General features: G+C 68.4%; 19 protein-coding genes. 6 read left to right on the top strand and 13 right to left on the bottom strand.

Annotation, left to right across the window (positions count from 1 at the left end; genetic code table 11):
* Both ACYVBS_RS01985 and lptD read right to left on the bottom strand, forming a co-directional pair.
* Complete coding sequence (locus ACYVBS_RS01985) at positions 1–1,305, bottom strand: peptidylprolyl isomerase (protein WP_460821425.1); 1,305 nt, start codon at positions 1,303–1,305, stop codon at positions 1–3.
* A complete protein-coding gene (lptD, locus tag ACYVBS_RS01980) occupies positions 1,302–3,698 on the bottom strand; it encodes an LPS assembly protein LptD (RefSeq protein ID WP_460821424.1) in 2,397 nt (798 codons plus the stop codon). The genes ACYVBS_RS01985 and lptD overlap by 4 nt, the downstream gene beginning before the upstream one ends.
* A gap of 119 nt (positions 3,699–3,817) precedes the next feature.
* Between lptD and msrB the strand changes: the two genes are divergently transcribed.
* Positions 3,818–4,234, top strand: a complete 417-nt coding sequence (msrB, locus tag ACYVBS_RS01975; protein ID WP_460821423.1) for a peptide-methionine (R)-S-oxide reductase MsrB — start codon at positions 3,818–3,820, stop codon at positions 4,232–4,234.
* Positions 4,235–4,249: 15 nt separating this feature from the next.
* Here msrB and ACYVBS_RS01970 read toward each other — a convergent pair whose 3' ends face one another.
* Genes ACYVBS_RS01970 through ACYVBS_RS01960 form a run of 3 tightly spaced genes read right to left on the bottom strand, consistent with a single transcriptional unit; the run spans position 4,250 to position 6,331 of the window.
* On the bottom strand, positions 4,250–5,170 hold the full coding sequence (locus ACYVBS_RS01970; RefSeq protein WP_460821422.1) for a histone deacetylase family protein: 921 nt from the start codon (positions 5,168–5,170) through the stop codon (positions 4,250–4,252).
* Positions 5,171–5,173: 3 nt separating this feature from the next.
* Positions 5,174–5,728: a cob(I)yrinic acid a,c-diamide adenosyltransferase gene (locus ACYVBS_RS01965; RefSeq protein WP_460821421.1), complete on the bottom strand. Its 555-nt coding sequence runs from the start codon at positions 5,726–5,728 to the stop codon at positions 5,174–5,176.
* A 12-nt stretch (positions 5,729–5,740) separates the two neighbouring features.
* Positions 5,741–6,331: a DUF6580 family putative transport protein gene (locus tag ACYVBS_RS01960; protein WP_460821420.1), complete on the bottom strand. Its 591-nt coding sequence runs from the start codon at positions 6,329–6,331 to the stop codon at positions 5,741–5,743.
* A 43-nt stretch (positions 6,332–6,374) separates the two neighbouring features.
* On the opposite strand from ACYVBS_RS01960, the gene ubiH reads away from it, so the two are divergent.
* Both ubiH and ACYVBS_RS01950 read left to right on the top strand, forming a co-directional pair.
* Positions 6,375–7,652, top strand: coding sequence for a 2-octaprenyl-6-methoxyphenyl hydroxylase (ubiH, locus tag ACYVBS_RS01955; protein ID WP_460821419.1), 1,278 nt, complete (start codon positions 6,375–6,377; stop codon positions 7,650–7,652).
* Positions 7,649–8,848, top strand: coding sequence for an FAD-dependent oxidoreductase (locus tag ACYVBS_RS01950; RefSeq protein WP_460821418.1), 1,200 nt, complete (start codon positions 7,649–7,651; stop codon positions 8,846–8,848). Before ubiH ends, ACYVBS_RS01950 begins: the two co-directional genes overlap by 4 nt.
* A 98-nt stretch (positions 8,849–8,946) precedes the next feature.
* Here the strand turns inward: ACYVBS_RS01950 and ACYVBS_RS01945 are convergent, their stop codons facing one another.
* The 4 genes from ACYVBS_RS01945 to ACYVBS_RS01930 all read right to left on the bottom strand — a co-directional run bounded on the left by ACYVBS_RS01945 (position 8,947) and on the right by ACYVBS_RS01930 (position 13,211).
* Complete coding sequence (locus ACYVBS_RS01945) at positions 8,947–9,687, bottom strand: EF-hand domain-containing protein (RefSeq protein WP_460821417.1); 741 nt, start codon at positions 9,685–9,687, stop codon at positions 8,947–8,949.
* Between the two features lie 93 nt (positions 9,688–9,780).
* The gene (gene rlmM, locus ACYVBS_RS01940; protein ID WP_460821416.1) at positions 9,781–10,848 is read right to left on the bottom strand and encodes a 23S rRNA (cytidine(2498)-2'-O)-methyltransferase RlmM; all 1,068 of its coding nucleotides are present in this window, start codon (positions 10,846–10,848) and stop codon (positions 9,781–9,783) included.
* Positions 10,849–10,867: 19 nt separating this feature from the next.
* Positions 10,868–11,443 carry a nucleoside deaminase gene (locus ACYVBS_RS01935; protein WP_460821415.1) on the bottom strand — a complete coding sequence of 192 codons (576 nt, stop codon included), beginning with the start codon at positions 11,441–11,443 and terminating at the stop codon, positions 10,868–10,870.
* A 7-nt stretch (positions 11,444–11,450) separates the two neighbouring features.
* Positions 11,451–13,211: a glutamine--tRNA ligase/YqeY domain fusion protein gene (locus ACYVBS_RS01930; protein ID WP_460821413.1), complete on the bottom strand. Its 1,761-nt coding sequence runs from the start codon at positions 13,209–13,211 to the stop codon at positions 11,451–11,453.
* Between the two features lie 142 nt (positions 13,212–13,353).
* Between ACYVBS_RS01930 and ACYVBS_RS01925 the strand changes: the two genes are divergently transcribed.
* From ACYVBS_RS01925 to msrA, 3 genes are read left to right on the top strand one after another with little or no spacing between them, the layout of a single operon-like run.
* Complete coding sequence (locus tag ACYVBS_RS01925) at positions 13,354–13,620, top strand: putative signal transducing protein (protein WP_460821412.1); 267 nt, start codon at positions 13,354–13,356, stop codon at positions 13,618–13,620.
* 21 nt (positions 13,621–13,641) lie between these two features.
* Positions 13,642–14,175, top strand: coding sequence for an adenine phosphoribosyltransferase (locus ACYVBS_RS01920; RefSeq protein WP_460821411.1), 534 nt, complete (start codon positions 13,642–13,644; stop codon positions 14,173–14,175).
* Between the two features lie 60 nt (positions 14,176–14,235).
* Entirely contained in the window at positions 14,236–14,877 is a 642-nt protein-coding gene (gene msrA, locus ACYVBS_RS01915) for a peptide-methionine (S)-S-oxide reductase MsrA (protein WP_460821410.1), read from the top strand.
* A 165-nt stretch (positions 14,878–15,042) separates the two neighbouring features.
* Here msrA and katG read toward each other — a convergent pair whose 3' ends face one another.
* The 4 genes from katG to ahpC all read right to left on the bottom strand — a co-directional run bounded on the left by katG (position 15,043) and on the right by ahpC (position 20,834).
* On the bottom strand, positions 15,043–17,238 hold the full coding sequence (gene katG, locus ACYVBS_RS01910) for a catalase/peroxidase HPI (protein WP_460821409.1): 2,196 nt from the start codon (positions 17,236–17,238) through the stop codon (positions 15,043–15,045).
* Between the two features lie 151 nt (positions 17,239–17,389).
* Positions 17,390–18,334, bottom strand: coding sequence for a DNA-binding transcriptional regulator OxyR (gene oxyR / locus ACYVBS_RS01905; protein ID WP_460821408.1), 945 nt, complete (start codon positions 18,332–18,334; stop codon positions 17,390–17,392).
* A gap of 81 nt (positions 18,335–18,415) precedes the next feature.
* Positions 18,416–19,999, bottom strand: coding sequence for an alkyl hydroperoxide reductase subunit F (gene ahpF / locus ACYVBS_RS01900; protein WP_460821407.1), 1,584 nt, complete (start codon positions 19,997–19,999; stop codon positions 18,416–18,418).
* A 271-nt stretch (positions 20,000–20,270) separates the two neighbouring features.
* Complete coding sequence (gene ahpC, locus ACYVBS_RS01895; protein WP_460821405.1) at positions 20,271–20,834, bottom strand: alkyl hydroperoxide reductase subunit C; 564 nt, start codon at positions 20,832–20,834, stop codon at positions 20,271–20,273.
* Positions 20,835–20,853 lie beyond the last annotated feature (19 nt).

The following is a 20,853-nucleotide window of genomic DNA, read 5'->3' as shown; positions in this document are numbered from 1 at the left end:
TCAGCCGCCGCTGGCCGCGGTGCCGGTACGCAGGTCGACGAAGGCTTCACCGCGCATCTCGCGCAGGTAGCGGTTCCATTCGTCTTCCAGCTTGCGGCGGCCGATCGTCTCCCGCATCTGGGCGCGGCGGTTCTCGTCGCCCACGTTGGTCTGGCGGGTTTCGATGCGTTCGATCACGTGCCAGCCGGCCTGGGTGCGCACCGGCTGTGACAGCTGACCGTCCGTCAAGGCCGCGACCGGCTGGCCAAAGTCGGGACCGAACTCATCTTCAGTGAACCAGCCCAGGTCGCCGCCCTTTGCCTGCGACGACGGATCTTCCGAGTGGTCTTTGGCGATCTGCGCAAAGTCGGCACCGCCGGCGATGCGCGCGCGCAGGGTTTCGGCCTTCGCGCGGGCCTGGGCGTCGGTAGTGTCCTCGTCGACGCGCACCAGGATGTGGCGCGCATGGAACTGGGTCACCAGCGTCGGCGCCGCCTTCGAGGCATCACGGACTTCCACCAGCTTCAGCAACTGGAACCCGCTGGGGCCACGAATGGCCGCCGTCACGTCGCCGGGCTTCATGTTGCCCATCACGCGCGCAAACGCGGCAGGAATCTCGTCGGCACCGCGCCAACCCAGGTCGCCGCCTTCCAGCGCGTTCGGGCTGTCGGAATAACGCACCGCGGCCGCCGCGAAGTCCATCTCACCCTTGTCGATGAGTGCTTTCACGCCGTCGATCTTCTTCTGCGCGGTGGCGATCTGTTCGGCGGTGGCGGCCTCGGGCAGGCCGACCAGGATGTGCGCGAGACGGTACTGGACGCCACCGGCACCCTGTGCGGCCAGGGCGTTTTCCACTTCGGCGTCGCTGACCGTGATACGGCTCTGCGCGAAGCGCTGGCGCAGGCGCTGGACCATCAGCTCGTCGCGGATGGAGGCGCGGAAGTCGCTGTAGGCGATCCCGTCGCGGGCCAGCTGGGCGCGCAGTTGTTCGGGGGTGACGCGGTTCTGCTGGGCGATACCGGCAATGGCGCGGTCGATTTCCTGGTCCGCGACGCGGACGCCGGTCGACTGGGCGCGCGCTACCTGCAGCTTCATCAGCACCAGGCGCTCCATCACCTGCCGCTCAAGCACGTCCGCGGGCGGCAACTGGTTCTCGCGCCCGGCGTACTGCTGGCGGATGTTGGCGATGGCGCGCTGCAGTTCGCTGCGCAGGACCACGTCCTCGTCGACCACGGCGGCGATGCCGTCCAGCGACTGCACTTCCTGGGCATGGACGGACGCGGCAAGCAGCGCGGCGGCGAGGACGGGCGCGAGTAGTTTCTTCATGGGCTCGGGTCGGGGGAGGGGTCGACGTTGCCGCGGATCGCTTGGGACGGCGGCACGAGGTAGAGGTCGTCGCGTTCGTAACCGAGGATACCACGGCGCAGGACACGCTCCGTGTCCTGGCCGGCGGATCCCAGGCCCTTTAGCTCGAACTCCAGCATCAACGAATTGTTCAGGTCACCGGTGCGGTTGCGAACATAGCGACGGCCGATCAGGCGCACCGCCAGGCAACAGCTTTCCCATTGGACACCGGCGATGGTCTCGAGTTCCTTCTTGTCGAGGATCGAGTAGTAGTAGCGGCCGACCACGCTCCAGTTGGGCGTGATGGGATACAGGAACGAGAAGTCGACCTGTTCCAGCTGGTCCTTGGCGGAGTCGGGGTCGATACCCGGCCGGAACGCCGTGTTGCGGCGGTAGCGATAGCCCAGGTTGGCCACGCCGTTGTCACCGAACAGGTAGCGCGCGCGCAGGCTGGCCAGGTCCTGGCCGCGAAGCTTCGGGTCCCACTGATAGGCGGCGTTGATGCTCCAGCGGTCGTTGGGCGACACGCCGACATCCGCCACCCAGGCGGACTTACCCTGCGCCACGGCTGTCTCGCCCGGCGTGGTGACGCGGCTTTCGTCAAAGTAATGGATCTGACCCAGACTGGCGGTGAGGCGCTCGCGGCCGTCTTCCTCGGAAATCAGCCGGTTGGTGACGGCCACGGTCAGCTGGTTGGCATCGGTCTGCCGGTCCGCGCCCGTGTACCGGTTGTCGCGGAACAGCTGGCCCCAGCTGAAGGTCATCGGGGTGGTGTCGAACTGCGGCAGTCCGCTCTGGTCCCGGTACGGGACGTTGAGGTAGTAGATGCGCGGTTCCAGCGTGTGCAGGTACGAGTCGCCGCGGATTTCGGTGTGGCGGTCGAAGAACAGCCCGGCATCGAGCGAGTAGATGGGCAGGCTGCGGCTGGGCGACTTGTCGCCCAGCGCCGCGCCGAGCCCTTCGTCGAGCTGGTAACCGGTGTAGCGCCATGCGACCTTCGGGGTCACGAACCAGCTGGCCCCTTCGAGCGGCATGCTGATGAACGGCTTGATGTCCAGGCGGCTGCCCGCGTCGAACACTTCGTGCTGGAACCGCACGGCCTCCGCGCTGACGCCGGCCTTGAGCCATCCCAGCGGCTGCGCCCAGTTGACGGCCGCACGCGGCAGCCGGTGGTAGGGCAGATCGCCCTCGGTCAGCGTGTAGTCGGCCAACTGGGTGTAAATGGTGTTGAACTCCGCCTCCCAGTTCTGGCCACGGCCATACAGTCCCAGCGTGCTTTGCAGGAAGTACGAGGACACGCCCACCGAAGAGCTGCTGAAGTCTTCCAAGTAATGCGTGTCGCTGACCCAGCCCACGTTCGCGCGCGAATGCCATTGCGGGCCGAGCCCGTGCAATGCCGACAGCGTGAACTGGCCTCGGTTCTTGTCCGGCAGGGATTCCCCGGGAATCGGGTTGCCCGAGAGGTCGTTGAGGTACCGCCACGGCTCATCGCGCGGCAGCGCGTCATCGGGCATCCAGTTGCCCGAAACCTGGCCGCGTCCTTCGGGGTACAGCCAGCGGAACTCGCCACCCAGCGTGGCCCCGCGCGCGCTCATGATGCGCGGGATCAGCGTCGCGTCGTAGTTGGGCGCCAGGTTGAGGTAGATCGGCTGCTTCCAGTCAAAGCCGTTGCGGCCGGACATCGACACGGAGGGGTAGAGCAGGCCTGTCCGCCGCCGGTCGTCCACCGGGAACATGAACCACGGCACGTGCAGCACGGGCACCTTGCCGATGCGCAGCGTGGCGCCGCGGGCGATGGCCATGCCCTCGTCGGTGTTCACGTCGATGCGTCGCGCCCGCAGTTCCCACGCGCGCTGCGAAGGCGGGCAGGTGGAGTACGTCGAGCCGACCAGCGCGCCCTTCGCCCCGCTCAGCTCGATGCGGTTGGCACCACCGTTGCCGCGGCGTTGCGTCAGCTGGTAACGCAGGTCGTGGATGGTGTGGGTGTCGGCGTCCTGGTTGCCTTCGGCGCGCTGGGCGACGATGCGCATCCCCGAGTCCTGGTAGCGCACGCTGCCTTCGGCCGCATAGTTGCCCGTCTGACTGTCGTACGTCAGCTTGTCGGTGCCCAGGAACTGGTCTCCACGGCTCAGGGCGACATTGCCCTGGAAGATCGACTCCTGCGTCTCACTCGCGGCCAGTGCATCGCCCTCGATGTCGGTGGGCTGCTGGATACGGATACCCGGCAGGCCGCGGGGCGGCGGCGCGTCGGCGAAGGGGGGGACGATGTCTTCGACAGGGCACAGGCCCCAGTCTTCCTGGTCGTCGGCGGCATGGGCCGGCAGGGCCATCGCAATACACAGCGATAACGGCAGCAGGCGGAGGCTTGGGCGCACGCGCTCATCCATTGTGCGAAAAATGAGTGCTAGCTTGCCCCATCCGGCGGTAGTCGGGCAATGAAGGTCGCCCGGCGGCGGCCCGCTTGTCCATGATGTCCCCGTCCCCAGGAGTTGCGATGACCCACGACCCCCTACCGGCCACGGAGGCCGAATGGCAGGCCCGGCTGACGCCCGAGCAGTACGCGGTGTGCCGTTGTTCGGCCACCGAGCGCGCCTTCACCGGGCGCTTCTGGAACCACAAGGAGGCGGGCACCTATGTCTGCGCCGCGTGTGCCGCACCCTTGTTCTCTTCGTCGGCCAAGTACGACTCGGGCAGTGGGTGGCCCAGTTTCTGGCAGCCGATCGACGCCGCCGCCGTGACCGAGCACAACGACCACAGCCACGGGATGGCGCGGGTGGAGGTGAAGTGTGCCCGTTGCGCCTCGCACCTGGGGCATGTTTTTCCGGATGGGCCGCGGCCGACCGGATCGCGCTACTGCGTCAACTCGGCCTCGCTGGACTTCGTGCCGCAGGAACGCGCGGACCCCGCGTGAGGCTTGCGGAGGGGGTTATTCCTGCAGGGCCTTGACGTGCGCCACGGTCGCTTCCCGCAGCGCGGTCAGGTCGTAGCCGCCTTCCAGCATCGATACCACGCGGCCCTGGGCGTGCCGCAACGCTACGCCGACCAGCTCCTCGGTAACCCAGCGAAAGTCGTCTGTGTCCAGTTCCAACTGGGCCAGGGGATCGAGGCGGTGGGCATCGAACCCCGCGGAGATCAGCACCAGTTGCGGGCGGAAGGCGTCCAGGGCCGGGAGCACCTGATGGCTCCACAGGCGGCGGAAGTCGCTGCCGGCGGTGCCCGGGGGCAGCGGTACGTTGACGATGTTGCCCACGCCTCGTTCGTTGGCGTGCCCCGAGTCCGGATAGAGCGGCAACTGGTGGCTGCTCAGGTACATCACCCGCGGGTCGGTGTCGAAGATGGCCTGCGTGCCGTTGCCGTGGTGTACGTCGAAATCAACAATGGCCACGCGCGCCAGGCCATGCTTTTCGCATGCGTGCGCCGCTGCGACCGCGATGTTGTTGAACAGGCAGAAGCCCATGGCCACCGAGTCGGTGGCGTGGTGCCCGGGCGGACGCACCGCGCAGAACGCGCGCCGGATCTTGGCCGACATCACCGCGTCCACGGCCGCCACGCCCGCGCCGGCGGCGCGCAAGGCGGCCTCGGCCGAGCCCGCGGACAGGAAGGTGTCCGGGTCCAGTGGCATGGGCTCCATCAACAGCTGCTGGTCGGTGTCCAGCACCAGTGCCAGCAGGTCGTCGCCGTGCACGCGCAGCAGCTGACCGCGACTCGCGCGGGGGGCCTCATGCCAGTCCAGTGCGGGCAGCGCCGCGCGCAGCGCTTCGGTGATGGCGGTCAGGCGAGCGGGGCGTTCGGCGTGGCCATCGCCGGGGTCATGCAGGAAACACGCGGGGTGGCTGTAGACGCGCACGGCTCAGGCTTTGCGCCGCTCGTGGTTCCACAGCACTTCGCCGTGGCCGCTGGCCCGGGCCAGCACGCGCGCCAGCACGAACAGCAGATCGGAGAGGCGGTTGAGGTAGCGCACCGCTTCCGGGCGCACGGCCTCCCCGCGGGCTAGCGCCACCACCTCGCGCTCGGCGCGGCGCACCACGGTGCGGGCGATGTGGCATCGCGCGGCCGCCTCGCCGCCACCAGGCAGGATGAATTCCTTCAGCGGGGGCAGGGTTTCGTTGAGCGCGTCCATGTGCGCCTCGAGCCGATCGATGTCGGCCTCGAAGATCGCGGCATGGCCTGGAATGCACAGCTCGCCGCCCAAGTCGAACAGCTGGTGCTGGATCGCGGTCAGCAGGGTGCGGACGTCATCGGACACGTCGCTGGCCAGCACCAGGCCAATGCACGAGTTCGCCTCGTCCACCGTGCCGTAGGCATTGACCCGCGCCGAATCCTTGCCGACCCGGCTGCCGTCGCCGAGTCCGGTGCTGCCGTCATCGCCGGTGCGGGTGTAGATCTTCGAGAGGCGATTGCCCACGGCGTTGCAGGATCAGGCGGTCTGCGCGCGCAGCGACGGCGCCCACTGGCGCAGCAGCGCGAAGCCGCCGAACAGGATCGCCGCGTAGAACAGGGTGCTGGCCACGCTCCACTTCAGGAACGGGATGCCGGCCACGTAGGCCATGCCCAGGCCGCCCAACGTCTGCGGGTAAGTGGGGTAGCCCACCCACGCACCGAAGTTGGTCACGAGGAAGAAGATCGCGGTGCCCAGCAGCGAGTAGCCCAGCACGCGCCCGCCGCCCACCTTGCCGCGCAGGCCAAAGCCAAGCACGGTGGTCAGCGCGGTGCAGGCGTACACCAGCCACATCGACAGGCCGCCAAACCAGGTGGCGTAGTCGCCGCCATTGATCGCGGCCAGCGCGATGTCCGACACCAGCAGCGCAGCCAGCGGCATGATCAGGGCCCAGTGGCGGGCGGCGAAGTAGGCGCCGCCGAACAGGGCGATCGCCGCGACCGGCGAGAAGTTGGGCGGATGCGGCAGCAGGCGGGTCAGCGCGGCCACGAAGATCAGTGTCGCCAGCAACAGCGGGCCCGGGGCAAACGTGCGGTGGGCGGACGAGGCGTTGGGGGCGATGGGTTTCATGGTCTTCGCGGTGCGGTGGGGCAGGAACCGTTAGCATAACGCAATGCCCGAGACCTCTTCCCTACCGGGGCATGCCCCCGCCCTTGCGTCCACCCCGCCGCACGACGTGCTGATCGTCGGTGGCGGTCTGGTTGGCTCCAGTCTGGCCATCGCCCTTGACCGACTGGGGCTGGATGTCGGGCTGGTGGAGGCGTCCCCGCCCGGCGGCCTGCCGCCCGTGTTCGACGAGCGCAACCTGTCGTTCGCCGAGGCGACGGTTAACGCCCTGACCGCCCTCGGCGTCATGCAGAAGTTGCGCACGCCGGGCGGCGCGATCCAGCGTATCCACGTCAGCCGCGAGGGCGACTTCGGCCGCGTGCTGCTGGAGGCCCGTAATTACGATCGCGACGCCTTTGGCCAGGTGGTCGTGGCACGGGATTTCGGCGAGGCGCTGGAGGCGCGGCTGGCCGAGCTGACGCGCCTGGTGCGCTACCGTCCGGTGCGCTTCGCGGGGTTGGTCGATGAGGGCGCGGATGCGTCCACCCGCAGCGTGCGCGTGGTTGACGCCGATGGCGAGCGTCTCATCCGCACCCGGTTGCTGGTCGCCGCCGATGGCACCCGCAGTGCCGTACGCGCGGCGTTGGGCATCGGTGCGGTCGAGCACGATTACGGCCACCATCTGTTCGTGACCCGGCTGCGCACGGACCGTCCGATGGACGGCACCGCCTTCGAGCGGCTGACCGATGCCGGGCCCACCGCATTGTTGCCGCGCGGCGATCGCCACTATGGCCTGATCCATGGTGTGGCGAATGACGAAGTCGACGCCGTGGCCGCGCTGCCGCCCGACGCGTTTCTGCAGCGCGTGCAGGCCGTGTTTGGATGGCGTGCGGGGCGATTCCTTTCCGCCGGCACCCCGTCGGTGTATCCGGCGTTGCGGGTGCTGGCCGAGCGGCGGGTCGCGCCGCGTACCGTGTTGATGGGCAATGCCGCACAAACGATCCACCCCATTGGCGCGCAGGGTTTCAACCTGGGGCTGCGCGACGCCTTGACCCTGGCGGAGCTGATCGAAGGCGCACGCGCGGCCGATTCGGCCGCCGACTGCGGGGCGCCGCACCTGCTGGAGGCCTATGCGGCCCGCCGCCGGCAGGACCGTGAGCGCACGCTCGCGTTCTCCGATGGTCTGGCGCGGCTGACCAGCAACCCGGCCGCATGGATGCGTCCGCTGCGCAGCCTCGGATTGTTCGCGATTGGCCGCGTGCCATCCGTGCAATCGGCGCTGGTCGGCGGGGCGTTGGGCTACCGGGGCGATGTGCCCGCGTTGTGCCGGAGGGCAAGCGCATGAGCCGTCGCGACATGTTGGATGTGGTGGTGGTCGGTGCGGGCGTCGTCGGGGCCGCGGCGGCGCTGGCCTTCGCCCGCGATGGCCTCCAGGTGGCATTGGTGGAGGCGCGCGATCCCGCGCCCTGGCGGCGGGATGAGCCGGACCTGCGGGTCTATGCCTTCGCGCCGGACAACGCGGCGCTGCTCGATAGCGTGGGCGTCTGGGCCTCGATTCTGCAGGCGCGCGCGCAGCCCTACCGGCGCATGTGCGTGTGGGATGCCGCCGGGGGTGCGCCGATCGAGTTTGACGCGGACGCGTTCGCGCGGCGTGAGTTGGGTTGGATCGTCGAGAACGGTTTGCTGGTGGGTCGCCTGTGGGCGGCACAGGCGGACGCGGGAGTTCGCGTGCAGTGCCCCGACCAGGTGGTGGCGCTGGAGCAGGACGAGAGCTTGGCCACGGTGGAGTTGGAAAGCGGGCGACGCCTGCGCGCGCGACTGGTCGTCGCGGCTGACGGTGCCGGTTCCAGGGTGCGCGAGCTGGCTGGCGTGGCCGTGGACGGGCACGCCTACCATCAACGCGGCGTGGTCGCCTTCATCGATCACGAGCACCCGCACCAGGCCACGTGCTGGCAGCGCTTCCTGCCTTCGGGTCCGTTGGCCTTCCTGCCCTTTGTCGAAGGCGAAGGCGGGGATGGGGCGGACGGTCGGCGCAGTTCGATCGTGTGGACGCTGCCCGATGCCGAGGCCGACCGGGTGATGGCCATGGACGACCGCGAATTCTTGAGTGCGCTGGAACGTGCATTCGACGGACCGTTGGGTTCGATGCGCGCTGCCTCGCGCCGCGCGGCGTTCCCGCTGCGCCTGCAACTGGCCAAGCAGGCCGTGGCCGGCCGGGTGGTGATCATCGGGGACGCGGCGCACGCGGTGCATCCGTTGGCTGGGCAGGGCGTCAACCTTGGGTTGCGGGACGTGACGGCGCTGCGCGCCACCGTGCGCGAGGCGGGCGGCGGCGACGTCGGGTCTCCCGTGCGCCTGGCGCGCTGGGCGCGTCAGCGTCGCAGCGAAAACACGGTGGCCGCCTACACGTTCGATGGCATCAACCGCCTGTTCTCGAATGACTCGATGCTACCGACCCTGGTGCGCGGTCCGCTGATGGGGGCGGTCGGACGGGTGCCCACGCTGACGCACCTGTTCTGGCGCCGGGCCGCGGGCTTGTGAATTCCGCGCCCCGGCAGGGCCGGGGCGCGCGGCATCGCATCGAGGCGGGGACGAGAACGCCGCACGGAATGCGTCCGTGGGCAAAACCGCCTTCGCGCTTACATCCAGCCCTTCAGCTCGTCCTTGGACAGTCGGCCGTCGCGGTTGACGTCCACGGCGCCGAATTCCGCCGAGAGCGTGGCGTTCGAGCGCACTTCGCCGCGGCTGAGCGATCCGTTGCGGTTGGCGTCCAAGGCATCGAAATCGATCTTGTAATCGCCGACGACTGAATTGGACGGGCTGTCGGTAAAGGTTACCTGCGCCCGGGCGGCGCCCTGCGCGGACGGGACGGCCGCCGGCGCGGCCGGCGGTGCCTTGGCGGCGTCTTCGGCGTTGGTGGCGGCGGCCTGTGCGTTCTCGGTCGCGTCCATTGCGGCATACGCTGCGCCACGCGCCTCGGTGGCGGCGGCGCGCGCTTCGGCTGCCGCGGCGACCGGATTGGCCCCGCGTTCGGCCGCGGTGCTTGCGGACTGGGCCTTGTCGGCCGCATTCACGGCCTGATTGGCCGCGGCGTTGGCCGTCACGGAGGCCTGGTGCGCTGCATGGGCGCTATGTGCAGCCGACGCGGCACCCTCGGCGGTAACTGCGCCAGCATCGCGGGTGTGCGCGGCAGACTTGGCGGCATCCTGGGCCATTTCAGCGTTCTGGCGGGCCGCTTCCGCATCCTCGGAGGCGATTTCGGCTTCGGTCGATGCCTGTGCCTTGGCTTGGGTCTTGGTCGGGGTCTGTGCCAGGGTCGGGCCGGCCAGGCCAAGGCCCACGGCCAGCGCGACGAACAGCGGGGCGTGCATGTACTTCATGGGGCAACCTCTCGGTGGGGGTGCGAGGACCGTAGTCCCGTAGACATAAACCCCACGTCAAAGCGTGCAACATCACCTGAACGGGCGTCGCGCTCAGCGCGGCGTGGCAAACACGGTGATCTCTTCCCGGTCGTGGTACAGCTGGCGGGCGCGCACGGTCAGCGGGCGCCCGGCCTGCGCCTGGAACAGGTCGAGGCACAGGCGGGTCTCGTCCCAGCGCTTCTTCATCGGCAGCTTGAGGTTGAAGATCGCGTGGCGACACCAGCCCTCGCGCATCCACGTCGCCATGCGCTCGGCCACGCGTCGCGGTTGCTCGACCATGTCGCACACCATCCAGTCCAGCGGCGCCTTGGGTTGCCAGTGGAAGCCGTCCGCGCGCAGGTGTTCGACCTTGCCGCTGTCGAGCAGATGCGGGCGCAGCGGCCCGTTGTCCACCGAGGTGACGTGCAGCCCGTGGCGCATCAACACCCAGGTCCAGCCCCCGGGAGCCGCGCCCAGGTCAGCGCCGCGCATGCCGTCTCGCAGCAAGCGCTTGCGCTCGCTGTCATCGAGCAGCGTGAGCAGGGCCTCTTCCAGTTTCAGTGCGGAGCGGCTGGGTGCATCGGGATGCATGCGCAGGCGCGGAATCCCCAAGGGCCACGGTGCGGCATCGCGGGTATCGCTGCGCGCCAGCACCGCATGCTGCCCGTCGAGGAACACCACGTGCAGGCGAGGGCGGCTGGCGTCGTCCCTTCGACTGAGCCAGCCTGCCTCGCGCAGCGCTGGGCGCAGGGCGTTGCCGAACGCACGGGCCAGGCCAGCCAGCGGCTTGCCCTCGTCGGAGTCGGGGTGCTCGACCCACAGCTCGCCGAAAGTGCTGCGCACGCCGCCCGTTTCATTGGCGCCCAGGGCGGCCAGGATGGGGGTGATGCGGTCGGTGGGTGGCAGGTCGCGCAGGTCGGCCAGTCGCAACAGTTTCTGCCGGGCGAAGATCAACCCGCGCCACGGCAGGGCACGATCCAGTGCGGCTGCGTCCTGGCAGATGAACTCCACATAGCCGCTGCCGCGCTGGGTGCGGGCGTAGCCGGCGAAACCCGCCTCGGCGGCGCGCTCGGTGAGCTCGGCGGCGAGTTCGGGCTCGAAACCGGTGCGGCAAAAGCAAAGAAGGGCGTCGGCGTTCATGGGCAGGGGCGCAGTGGCATCAGTACTTCAGGCCGCCTTGCTCGCCATAGGTGCGCAGCACCGCCCGCGCGGCATCGCGCTGCAGGTCGCGCACCACGGCGATGCCACGACGCTCGAGTTCGCCGACCCAATCGGTGGGGAGCGGGCCTTCGTCGAACTCCGTGAGGGCCTCGACGTCCTCCGCCCGTGCGCCAATGAGCAGACGGTCGATGCCGGCCCAGACGGTGGCGCCGTAGCACTGGCAGCAGGGCTGCGACGACGTGGCCATCGTGATCGGGCCGCAGGGGGCGCCTTCGAGCGTCTGGTTCAGGCGCGGGCGCTGGGTACGGCCCTGCGCCAGCATGTAGGCCATCGTTTCGGCATGGGCCAGTGAGCAGGCGTGCGGCAGCACGCGGTTGACGCCCACGGCGATGATGCGGTCCTGCGGGTCGAACACCGCGGCACCGAACGGGCCGCCCGAGGCCGCCTCCACGTTGAGCCGCGACAACTCGATCGCCAGCGCGACCTTGGCGTCGTCACCGGAGTACGCGCGCGTGGTGTCCACGCGCCTGTGGACCCATGCGGGCAACGTCAGGTGGATCTGGGCATAGAGCATGGGGGGCTCAGGCCTTGGTGGCCCAGGTATCGCGCAGGGTCACGCTGCGGTTGAACACCGGTGCGTCGGCGCGGTGCTCGTAGCGATCGGCGACGAAATAGCCCATGCGCTCGAACTGGAACGATTGCTCCGGCGCCGCCTGCGCGGCGGCAGGCTCGACATAGCCGATGACGACGCGGCGCGATTCCGGGTTGAGGTAGTCCTTGTAGCTCTTGCCGCCTTCGTCGTTGTCCGGATCGGGCACGGTGAACAGGCGGTCGTAGAGGCGGATCTCGGCTTGCAGGGCGTGCTTCGCACTGACCCAGTGGATGGTGCCCTTGACCTTGCGGTTGGCGCCTTCCATGCCCGGGCGCGACTCGGGGTCAAGCGTGCAGCGCAGCTCCACCACGCGCCCATCGGCGTCCTTGACCACTTCGTCGCAACGGATGATGCCGGCGCCGCGCAGGCGCACGTCACCGCCCAGCGTCAGGCGCTTGAAGCCCTTGGGCGGGACTTCCTCGAAGTCCTCGCGTTCGATCCACAGCTCGCGCGCAAACGGCACGCTGCGCTCGCCGAACGACTCGTGCTTCGGGTGGTTGCTGAAGGTCAGCTGTTCCTCGTGCGACTCCGGCAGGTTGGTCAGCACCAGCTTGAGCGGGTCGATGACGGCCATGCGGCGCGGCGCGGCGGCATCGAGGTCGTCGCGCAGCGCGCCTTCGAGGATGGAGATGTCCAGCAGCGAGTTCTGCTTGCTGATGCCCACGCGGTCCACCATCAGGCGCAGCGCGCTGGGCGTGTAGCCGCGGCGGCGGATGCCCTGCAGCGTCGGCATGCGCGGGTCGTCCCAGCCGTCGACGAGGCCTTCGGTCACCAGCGCCATCAGCTTGCGCTTGCTCATGACCAGGTAGTTGAAGTTCAGGCGCGAGAACTCGATCTGGCGCGGCTTGGCCGCCTCGAACGGCAGGCCCTTGTCGGTCAGCGGCTTCACCAGTTCCGGCGAGTGCGCCAGGTCGACCTTTTCCACGCACCAGTCGTACAGCGGGCGGTGGTCCTCGAACTCCAGCGTGCACAGCGAATGGGTGATCCCTTCCACTGCGTCGCTGAGCGAATGCGCGTAGTCGTACATCGGATAGATCGGCCAGTCGTTGCCGGTGTTCTGGTGCTCGACGTGCTTGATGCGGTAGATGGCCGGATCGCGCAGGTTGATGTTGCCGCTCGTCATGTCGATCTTGGCGCGCAAGGTGCGCGTGCCATCGGCGAACTCGCCGGCGCGCATGCGGCGGAACAGGTCCAGGTTCTCGTCCACGCTGCGGTCGCGGTAGGGCGAATTGCGGCCCGGCTCCGTCAGCGTGCCGCGGTAGGCACGCACTTCATCGGCGCTGAGGTCGCAGACGAACGCGTCGCCCTGCTGGATCAGCTTCTCGGCGGCGCGGTACAGCACCTCGAAGTAGTCCGAGGCATGGCGCAGGTCGTGCCACTGGAAGCCTAGCCACTGCACGTCGTCCTGGATGGCGCGCACGTACTCGGGGTCTTCCTTGGCCGGGTTGGTGTCGTCCAGGCGCAGGTTGCACTCGCCGCCGAACTCGCGGGCGATGCCGAAGTCCAGGCAGATGGCCTTGGCGTGGCCGATGTGCAGGTAGCCGTTGGGCTCGGGCGGGAAGCGGGTCTTGATGGCGGCGTGCTTGCCGCTGGCCAGGTCCTCGCGAACGATCTGCCGGATGAAGTCGTTCTTGACCGGTGCCTCGGCGGCGGTCTCGGGGGCGGCGTTCGGGGCAGGGGTGTTGGACATGCGGGATCGGGCGAGGCGTGGGAGACCGTGCAGTTTAGCCGGTGGCGGGCGAGGCTGCCGTCGGCGGGGGTATGCTGGTCGGCAGGAAGCCCCGGAACTGACCCCGGTTGGCCCCAGATTCCTGCCTGCGCGGAGGTGTGCCGTGAAAGTCGTGTACGAAGCCGCCAACCTGATCGATGCCCACCTGGTCCGCCATGCCCTGGAAGCCGAGGGCATTCCGGTGTTCCTGCGGGGCGAGCAACTGCTGGGCGGGATGGGCGAGTTGCCGCTGTTTGGCGTGGTGGCGGTGTGCGTGCCGGACGTGGTCTGGTCGGAGGCGAAGACGGTCGTCGACGCCCTGCCGCTGAATGCCCCGGATGGCGAGGCCATGGACCCGTGCGACGACGGTATGCTGCCCGACCCCGCGTGAGCGGATCCGAGTGGAGACACCATGACCGACACGCCCGCGTCTGATTTCCCCGCACTGATTCGCGACGTCCCGGACTTCCCCAGGCCGGGCATCCACTTCAAGGACATCACGCCGCTGCTGGCCGAACCCGGCGGTTTTGCGTGGGTCGTGGAGACCATGGCGGCGCCGTGGCGCGAGCAGGGGGTCGACTGCGTGGTGGGCATCGAGGCCCGGGGCTTCATTCTGGGTGCGGCGCTGGCGCACGCGCTGCGCGTCGGCTTTGTCCCCGTGCGCAAGCCGGGAAAGCTGCCCGCGCCGGTGTTCGCGCAGGAATATGCCCTCGAATACGGCAGCGACCGGCTGGAGATCCACGAGGACGCGATCAGGCCCGGGATGCGGGTCCTGCTGGTGGACGATGTGCTGGCCACCGGCGGCACGCTGGTGGCCGCCCGTGCGCTGGTCGAGCGTGCGGAGGCGACGCTGGTGGGCGCGTCGGTGCTGGTGGAACTGGTGGCCTTGGGCGGCCGTGCACGGTGGGGCGATGACCGCCCGTTGCAGGCATCCCTGCGCTATTGAGCCTGATGGCGCTGGTTGCCGCGGGAGCGGCTTCAGGCCTGGAGGAAGGAGATGATGTCGATGCTTGGAATTGGTGCCTGGAAACAACGCCTGCCTCGGCCGGAAGATGCGTTGCCGGGCCGTGCGGAGGCCATGCCCCTCGGCAATCGCCACCACGTGCACGGGCGTCCGTTGCGGGGCGACTTTGCGGGGATGGCAATGGTGCAGTTCGGCATGGGGTGCTTCTGGGGTGCCGAACGCAAGTTCTGGGCGCTGCCCGGCGTGTTCACCACGGCCGTGGGGTATTCCGGTGGCGTGACGCCCAACCCGACCTACCGCGAGGTCTGCAGCGGGCTGACCGGCCATGCGGAGACCGTGCTGGTGGTTTACGACCCGGCGGTCATTCCCTTCGTTGAGCTGCTGCGTACCTTCTGGGAAAGCCACGACCCCACGCAGGGCATGCGCCAGGGCAATGATGTCGGCACGCAGTACCGGTCCGCGATCTACTGCTACGACGAAACGCAGCATGCGGTCGCCATCGTCAGTCGCGATGCGTTCCAGCAGCGTTTACGTGACGCGAGGTACACCGACATCACGACGGAGATCCGCTATCCCGCGCCGGCGTTCTACTACGCCGAGGAGGAGCACCAGCAATATCTGTCCAAGCATCCGGATGGCTACTGCGGGCTGGGCGGCACTGGCGTGAGTTGCCCGATGCCTTAAGCCGGACGTCGTCTGCAGCGCTAGTGGATGCCAGCGCAAGCTGACGCCAAGGCCAGCCCTTCCACGCTTGTCCCCGCCCTTGCCCCGGTCAGGTGGCGCGGTGCCCTCTGGGAGCCCCACGCGCGGATGCCTACGCGCGTGGGGGCGCCCGCCTGACGCCGCCTGTTACCTCAGGTCGAAGCGGTCCAGGTCCATCACCTTCGCCCAGGCCGCGGCGAAGTCGTGCACAAACTTCGCCTGTGCATCATTGGCGGCATAGACCTCGGCCAGTGCGCGCAGCTGCGAATTGGAGCCGAACACCAGGTCCACCACCGTCCCGGTCCACTTGAGTTCGCCACTCTTGCGGTCGCGGCCTTCCAGCACGTGCGGATCGGCCTCCGAGCGCTGCCAGCGCGTGCGCATGTCGAGCAGGTTGACGAAGACGTCGTTGCTGAGGGTGCCGGGACGCTGGGTAAACACGCCATGGCGGCTGTCGCCATGGTTGGCCCCCATCGCGCGCATGCCGCCGACCAGTACCGTCATCTCTGGCGCGGTGAGGGTCAGAAGTTGCGCCTTGTCGACCAGCATCTCCGCGACGTCGCCTTCGAATCCCTTGGCGACGTAATTTCGGAAGCCGTCGGCCTTGGGCTCGAGCACGGCGAAGGAGTGGACGTCGGTCTGCGCCGCCGTGGCATCGGTACGGCCGGGCGAGAAGGGCACGCTGATCTCGAAACCCGCCTGCTTGGCCGCGGCCTCCACCGCGGCATTGCCCGCGAGCACGATCAGGTCGGCCAGCGAGACTTTCTTGCCGCCGGTGGCGGAGGCATTGAACGCCTGCTGGATGCCCTCCAGCGTGGACAGCACCTTGGCCAGTTCGGCCGGCTGGTTGACCTCCCAGTCCTTCTGCGGCGCCAGCCGGATGCGCGCGCCGTTGGCGCCACCACGCTTGTCGCTGCCGCGGAACGTGGACGCAGAGGCCCACGCGGTCCGGACCAGCTGAGACACGCTCAGCCCCGAGGCCAGCACCTTGTCCTTCAGCGAGGCGATGTCGTTGGCGTCGATCAGCGGGTGGTCCACGGCCGGCACCGGGTCCTGCCAGATCAGCTCTTCCTGCGGCACCAGCTTGCCCAGGTAGCGCGAGCGCGGCCCCATGTCGCGGTGCGTCAGCTTGAACCACGCGCGCGCGAAGGCGTCGGCGAATTCCTGTGGATTGGCCATGTAGCGGCGCGAGATCTTTTCGTAGGCCGGATCCATGCGCATTGCCATGTCGGCCGTCGTCATCATCGGCGCATGGCGCTTGGAGGGGTCGTGCGCGTCGGGCACGGTGTCGGCCCCGGCGTCGCCTTTGGGCTTCCACTGGTGCGCGCCGGCCGGACTCTTCGTCAGTTCCCATTCGTAGCCGAACAGGGTTTCGAAGTAGCTGTTGTCCCACTTCGTCGGCGTCGGCGTCCACGCGCCTTCGATGCCGCTGGTGATGGTGTCGCCGCCCAGGCCCTTGCCGAACGTGCTGGCCCAGCCCAGGCCCTGCGATTCGATCTCGCAGCCTTCGGGGCTGACGCCGACAAGTGCCGCGTCGCCTGCTCCGTGGGCCTTGCCGAAGGTGTGGCCGCCGGCGGTCAGCGCCACGGTTTCCTCGTCGTTCATGGCCATGCGCGCGAACGTCTCGCGGATGTCGCGCGCCGAGCCCAGCGGGTCGGGGTTGCCGTTGGGGCCTTCCGGATTCACGTAGATCAGGCCCATCTGCACGGCCGCCAGCGGGTTCGCGAGCTCGCGGTCGCCGCTGTAGCGCTCGTCGCCCAGCCAGGTGTGTTCGGAACCCCAGTTGACGTCCTCCTGCGGCTCCCAGGTGTCGGCGCGGCCGCCACCAAACCCGAACGTCTTGAACCCCATCGACTCGAGCGCGACGTTGCCGGTCAGGATGAACAGGTCGGCCCAGGACAGCTTGCGGCCGTACTTCTGCTTGATCGGCCACAGCAGGCGACGCGCTTTGTCGAGGTTGCCGTTATCCGGCCAACTGTTTTCCGGCGCGAAGCGCTGTGCGCCATTGCCGGCGCCGCCGCGGCCATCGCCGGTGCGGTAGGTGCCTGCGGCGTGCCACGCCATGCGGATGAAGAACGGGCCGTAGTGGCCGTAGTCCGCCGGCCACCAGTCCTGCGAATCCGTCATCAGCGCGTGCAGGTCGCGGGTCACCGCGTCCAGATCAAGCGTCTTGAATTCAGCGGCGTATTTGAAGTCCGATTCCATCGGGTTGGACTTCGTGGAGTGTTGGCGCAGGATGCCGAGGTTGAGTTGTTCGGGCCACCAGTCCCGGTTGGTGGTGTGCCGGACTTTCCTTGCCTTGCTGGCGTCGCCGCCGAAGGGGCACTTCGATTCGTCTGACATGACTTCCTCCGTGGAAGAGTGGACCTTTTGGTTCCGCCAGTCTCGCGCCGCGCAGTGGATAGGTGAAATCGTTTGTTCCGATGGCTGTCATAGGGCTGGCGTATCGGCCAACGGTGCGCGCAAACAACCGCCGCGCCGGCGTCACGCGGCGTTACCCCTGGACGGCGGTCCGCTCCGGCAGCGGCAGGTCGGGTGATGCGGTGAACAGCTCCGCCGGCAGCTCGCGGAACACGCGGGCCAGCTCCATGAGGAACTCCTGCATGGCCGAACTGCGCCGCCAGACCATCGCGATCTGCCGGCTGGGTTGCGGATCACGGAAGCCGATCAGGTGTATGTCACTGGAACGCGCCACGGGCGGCTTGACGGCCAATGCCGGCAACAGGGTCACGCCGACGTTGGCGGCCACCATCTGCCGCAGTGTTTCCAGGCTGGTGGCCTGGAAGCCACTCATCTCCGATGCGCCGGCCAACTGGCAGACGTCCAGTGCCTGGTCGCGCAGGCAGTGGCCGTCTTCAAGCAGCAGCAGGCGCTCGCGAGCCAGGTCGTCCAGCGCCAGGTCCTTGCGCCGGGCCAAGGGATGCGCCTCGGGCACGGCCAGCAGGAACGGTTCGTCGAACAGGAACTCCGTGTGCAACTGGTCGTCGTGCACCGGCAGGGCCAGCAGGCCGACGTCGAGTTTGCCGGTACGCAGGTCCGCGAGGATCTCGCTGCTTTTTTCCTCCACCAGGAGCAGCTCCAACCGCGGGAAGCGGGCGCGAATGCACGGAACCACGTGTGGCAGCAGGTAGGGACCCAGCGTGGGGAACAGGCCCAATCGCACGGTGCCCGCCTCGGGATCACGGCTGCGGCGCGCGACTTCCTTCATCTGCTCCACGTCGGCGACGATCTGGCGCGCACGGCTGGCGATCTCGCGGCCGGCGGGGGTGAGCATGACCTTGCGCGGCGCGCGCTCGACCAGCGCCACACCCAACTCGTCCTCCAGCTTCTTGATCTGGGTGGACAAGGTGGGCTGGCTTACGAAGCACGCCTCCGCCGCCCGGCCGAAGTGTTTGTGGTCGGCCAAGGCGACGAGGTAGGTAAGGTCGCGCAGGTTCATGGGGTCAGTGTAGTGCGGGGACGGGCCGGCGGGCGCCTGATGCGCAGGGTTGGCCGGCGACGTCCGCGAATGGCTCAGCCATCACGCCGTCGCCAGTTCGTCCGCCGGTGCCGACGTGCGGATCAGGTGATCAAAGGCGCCCAGTGCCGCGGTTGAGCCTGCGCCCATCGCAATCACGATCTGCTTGTACGGCACCGTCGTTGCGTCGCCCGCGGCGAACACGCCAGGCACCGAGGTCTGGCCGCGCTCGTCGATCACGATCTCGCCCCGGGGCGTCAGCGTCACGGTGCCCTTCAGCCATTCGGTGTTGGGCAGCAGGCCGATCTGCACGAAGATGCCCTCCAGTTCCACCCGGTGCGAATCGCCGCCCAGGCGGTCCTTGTAGACCAGCCCGGTGACCTTGCTGCCGTCACCCATCACCTCGGTGGTTTGCGCGTTCACGTGCACGGTCACGTTGGGCAGGCTGCGCAGCTTCCGCTGCAGCACTTCGTCCGCGCGCAACTTGCCGTCGAATTCCAGCAGCGTGACATGGCTGACGATGCCGGCGAGGTCGATCGCTGCCTCCACACCGGAGTTGCCACCGCCGACCACGGCCACGCGCTTGCCCTTGAACAGCGGACCGTCGCAATGCGGGCAATAGGCCACGCCCTTGTTGCGATACTGCTCTTCGCCGGGCACGCCCATCTGCCGCCAGCGCGCGCCGGTGGACAGGATCACGGACTTGGCCTTCAGCGAGGCGCCGTTGGCCAGCTTCACTTCGACCAAGCCGCCGGGTTGGCTGGCGGGGACCAGTGCGTCGGCGCGCTGCAGGTTCATCACGTCCACGTCGTAGTGGCGCACGTGCTGTTCCAGTGCGGCGGCGAGCTTCGGGCCTTCGGTGTGCTCGACCGAAATGAAGTTCTCGATGGCCATGGTGTCCAGCACCTGGCCACCGAAACGTTCGGCCACCACGCCGGTGCGGATGCCCTTGCGTGCGGCGTAGATCGCCGCCGCCGCGCCCGCCGGTCCGCCGCCGACCACCAGCACGTCATAAGGCGCCTTGGCGGCGAGCTTGGCGGCCTCGCGTGCGGTGGCCCCGGTGTCGAGCTTGGCCACGATCTCTTCCAGCCCCATGCGACCGGCGCCGAAGACCTCGCCGTTGAGGAACACCGTCGGCACGGCCATCACCTGGCGCGCCTCGACCTCTGACTGGAACAGCGCGCCGTCGATGCTGGTGTGGCGGATGCGCGGGTTGAGCACGCTCATCAGGTTCAGCGCCTGCACCACGTCCGGGCAGTTCTGGCACGACAGCGAGAAATAGGTCTCGAAGGTGTAGTCACCCTCCAGCCCGCGCACCTGCTCGATGATGTCCTGCGCTGCCTTCGACGGGTGCCCTCCCACCTGCAGCAGCGCCAGCACCAGCGAGGTGAACTCGTGGCCCATCGGGATGCCCGCGAAGCGCAAGCCGATGTCGGTGCCGACGCGGTTGATCGCGAACGACGGCTTGCGCGCGTCGCTATCGTCGCGGCGCAGGGAGATCTTGTCCGACAGCGCGGCGATCTCGCGCAACAGTCCGTCGAGCTCGCGCGATGCATCGCCTTCGTCCAGTGAGGCGACCAGTTCGATCGGCTGGGTGAGGTGTTCCAGGTAGGCCTTGAGCTGGGTCTTCAGGTCGGCGTCGAGCATGGGAAATCCTCGCGGAGCAGTAATAAAGGTCGCAACTGGGGCGTCCCGTGCGGCAGCAGGGTCTCGTTGCGAAGGGGAAAGAGGCAGGGGCTTGCAGGAGCGGCCTGGGCCGAACGGGGCCGGGAGCGTTCACCGGCGCAACGTCTTCGGGGGAGGTGCCCAGGCCGCTGCTGCAAGCAGCCGCGATCGGATGAGCGGGTGGTGCGGGATCCGGCACATCGGCCGGGCCGCCTCGGGAGGCGCCGAAGCGCCTCCCGGGTGGTGTTGCGATTTAGATCTTGCCGACCAGGTCGAGCGACGGCTTGATCGTCTTCTCGCCTTCCTTCCACTTGGCCGGGCACACGTCACCCGGGTTGGCGGCGACGAACTGCGCGGCCTTGAGCTTGCGCAGGGTTTCCGTGACGTCGCGGGCGATCGCGTTGTCATGCACTTCCATCGTCTTGATCACGCCTTCCGGGTTGATCACGAAGGTGCCGCGCAGGGCCAGGCCGGCTTCTTCGATGTGCACGTCGAAGGCGCGGGTCAGCTGGTGGGTCGGGTCGCCGACCAGCGGGAACTGGGCCTTGCCAACGGCCGGCGAGGTTTCGTGCCACACCTTGTGCGAGAAGTGGGTGTCGGTGGTGACGATGTAGACCTCGGCGCCCGCCTTCTGGAACTCGGCGTAGTTGTTGGCGGCGTCCTCCACTTCGGTCGGGCAATTGAAGGTGAAGGCGGCCGGCATGAAGATCACGACGGACCACTTGCCCTTGAAGTTGGCTTCGGTGACTTCGACGAACTCGCCGTTGTGGAAGGCGGTGGTCTTGAACGGCTTCACTTCAGTATTGATCAGCGACATGGTGCTGGAATCCTTTGGT

This window comes from Lysobacter olei (genome assembly GCF_054777355.1).
This window is presented reverse-complemented; position numbering and strand designations above follow the sequence as displayed.

What these genes read in the sequence shown, in the direction of transcription:
- ACYVBS_RS01950 (WP_460821418.1), top strand. Translation starts at nt 7,649, where the DNA reads ATGAGCCGTCGCGACATGTTGGATGTGGTGGTGGTCGGTGCGGGCGTC.
- ACYVBS_RS01985 (WP_460821425.1), bottom strand. Translation starts at nt 1,305, where the DNA reads ATGAAGAAACTACTCGCGCCCGTCCTCGCCGCCGCGCTGCTTGCCGCG.
- msrB (WP_460821423.1), top strand. Translation starts at nt 3,818, where the DNA reads ATGACCCACGACCCCCTACCGGCCACGGAGGCCGAATGGCAGGCCCGG.
- ubiH (WP_460821419.1), top strand. Translation starts at nt 6,375, where the DNA reads ATGCCCGAGACCTCTTCCCTACCGGGGCATGCCCCCGCCCTTGCGTCC.
- ACYVBS_RS01945 (WP_460821417.1), bottom strand. Translation starts at nt 9,687, where the DNA reads ATGAAGTACATGCACGCCCCGCTGTTCGTCGCGCTGGCCGTGGGCCTT.
- msrA (WP_460821410.1), top strand. Translation starts at nt 14,236, where the DNA reads ATGCTTGGAATTGGTGCCTGGAAACAACGCCTGCCTCGGCCGGAAGAT.
- oxyR (WP_460821408.1), bottom strand. Translation starts at nt 18,334, where the DNA reads ATGAACCTGCGCGACCTTACCTACCTCGTCGCCTTGGCCGACCACAAA.
- ahpF (WP_460821407.1), bottom strand. Translation starts at nt 19,999, where the DNA reads ATGCTCGACGCCGACCTGAAGACCCAGCTCAAGGCCTACCTGGAACAC.
- katG (WP_460821409.1), bottom strand. Translation starts at nt 17,238, where the DNA reads ATGTCAGACGAATCGAAGTGCCCCTTCGGCGGCGACGCCAGCAAGGCA.
- ACYVBS_RS01960 (WP_460821420.1), bottom strand. Translation starts at nt 6,331, where the DNA reads ATGAAACCCATCGCCCCCAACGCCTCGTCCGCCCACCGCACGTTTGCC.
- ACYVBS_RS01920 (WP_460821411.1), top strand. Translation starts at nt 13,642, where the DNA reads ATGACCGACACGCCCGCGTCTGATTTCCCCGCACTGATTCGCGACGTC.
- ACYVBS_RS01935 (WP_460821415.1), bottom strand. Translation starts at nt 11,443, where the DNA reads ATGCTCTATGCCCAGATCCACCTGACGTTGCCCGCATGGGTCCACAGG.
- rlmM (WP_460821416.1), bottom strand. Translation starts at nt 10,848, where the DNA reads ATGAACGCCGACGCCCTTCTTTGCTTTTGCCGCACCGGTTTCGAGCCC.
- ahpC (WP_460821405.1), bottom strand. Translation starts at nt 20,834, where the DNA reads ATGTCGCTGATCAATACTGAAGTGAAGCCGTTCAAGACCACCGCCTTC.
- ACYVBS_RS01930 (WP_460821413.1), bottom strand. Translation starts at nt 13,211, where the DNA reads ATGTCCAACACCCCTGCCCCGAACGCCGCCCCCGAGACCGCCGCCGAG.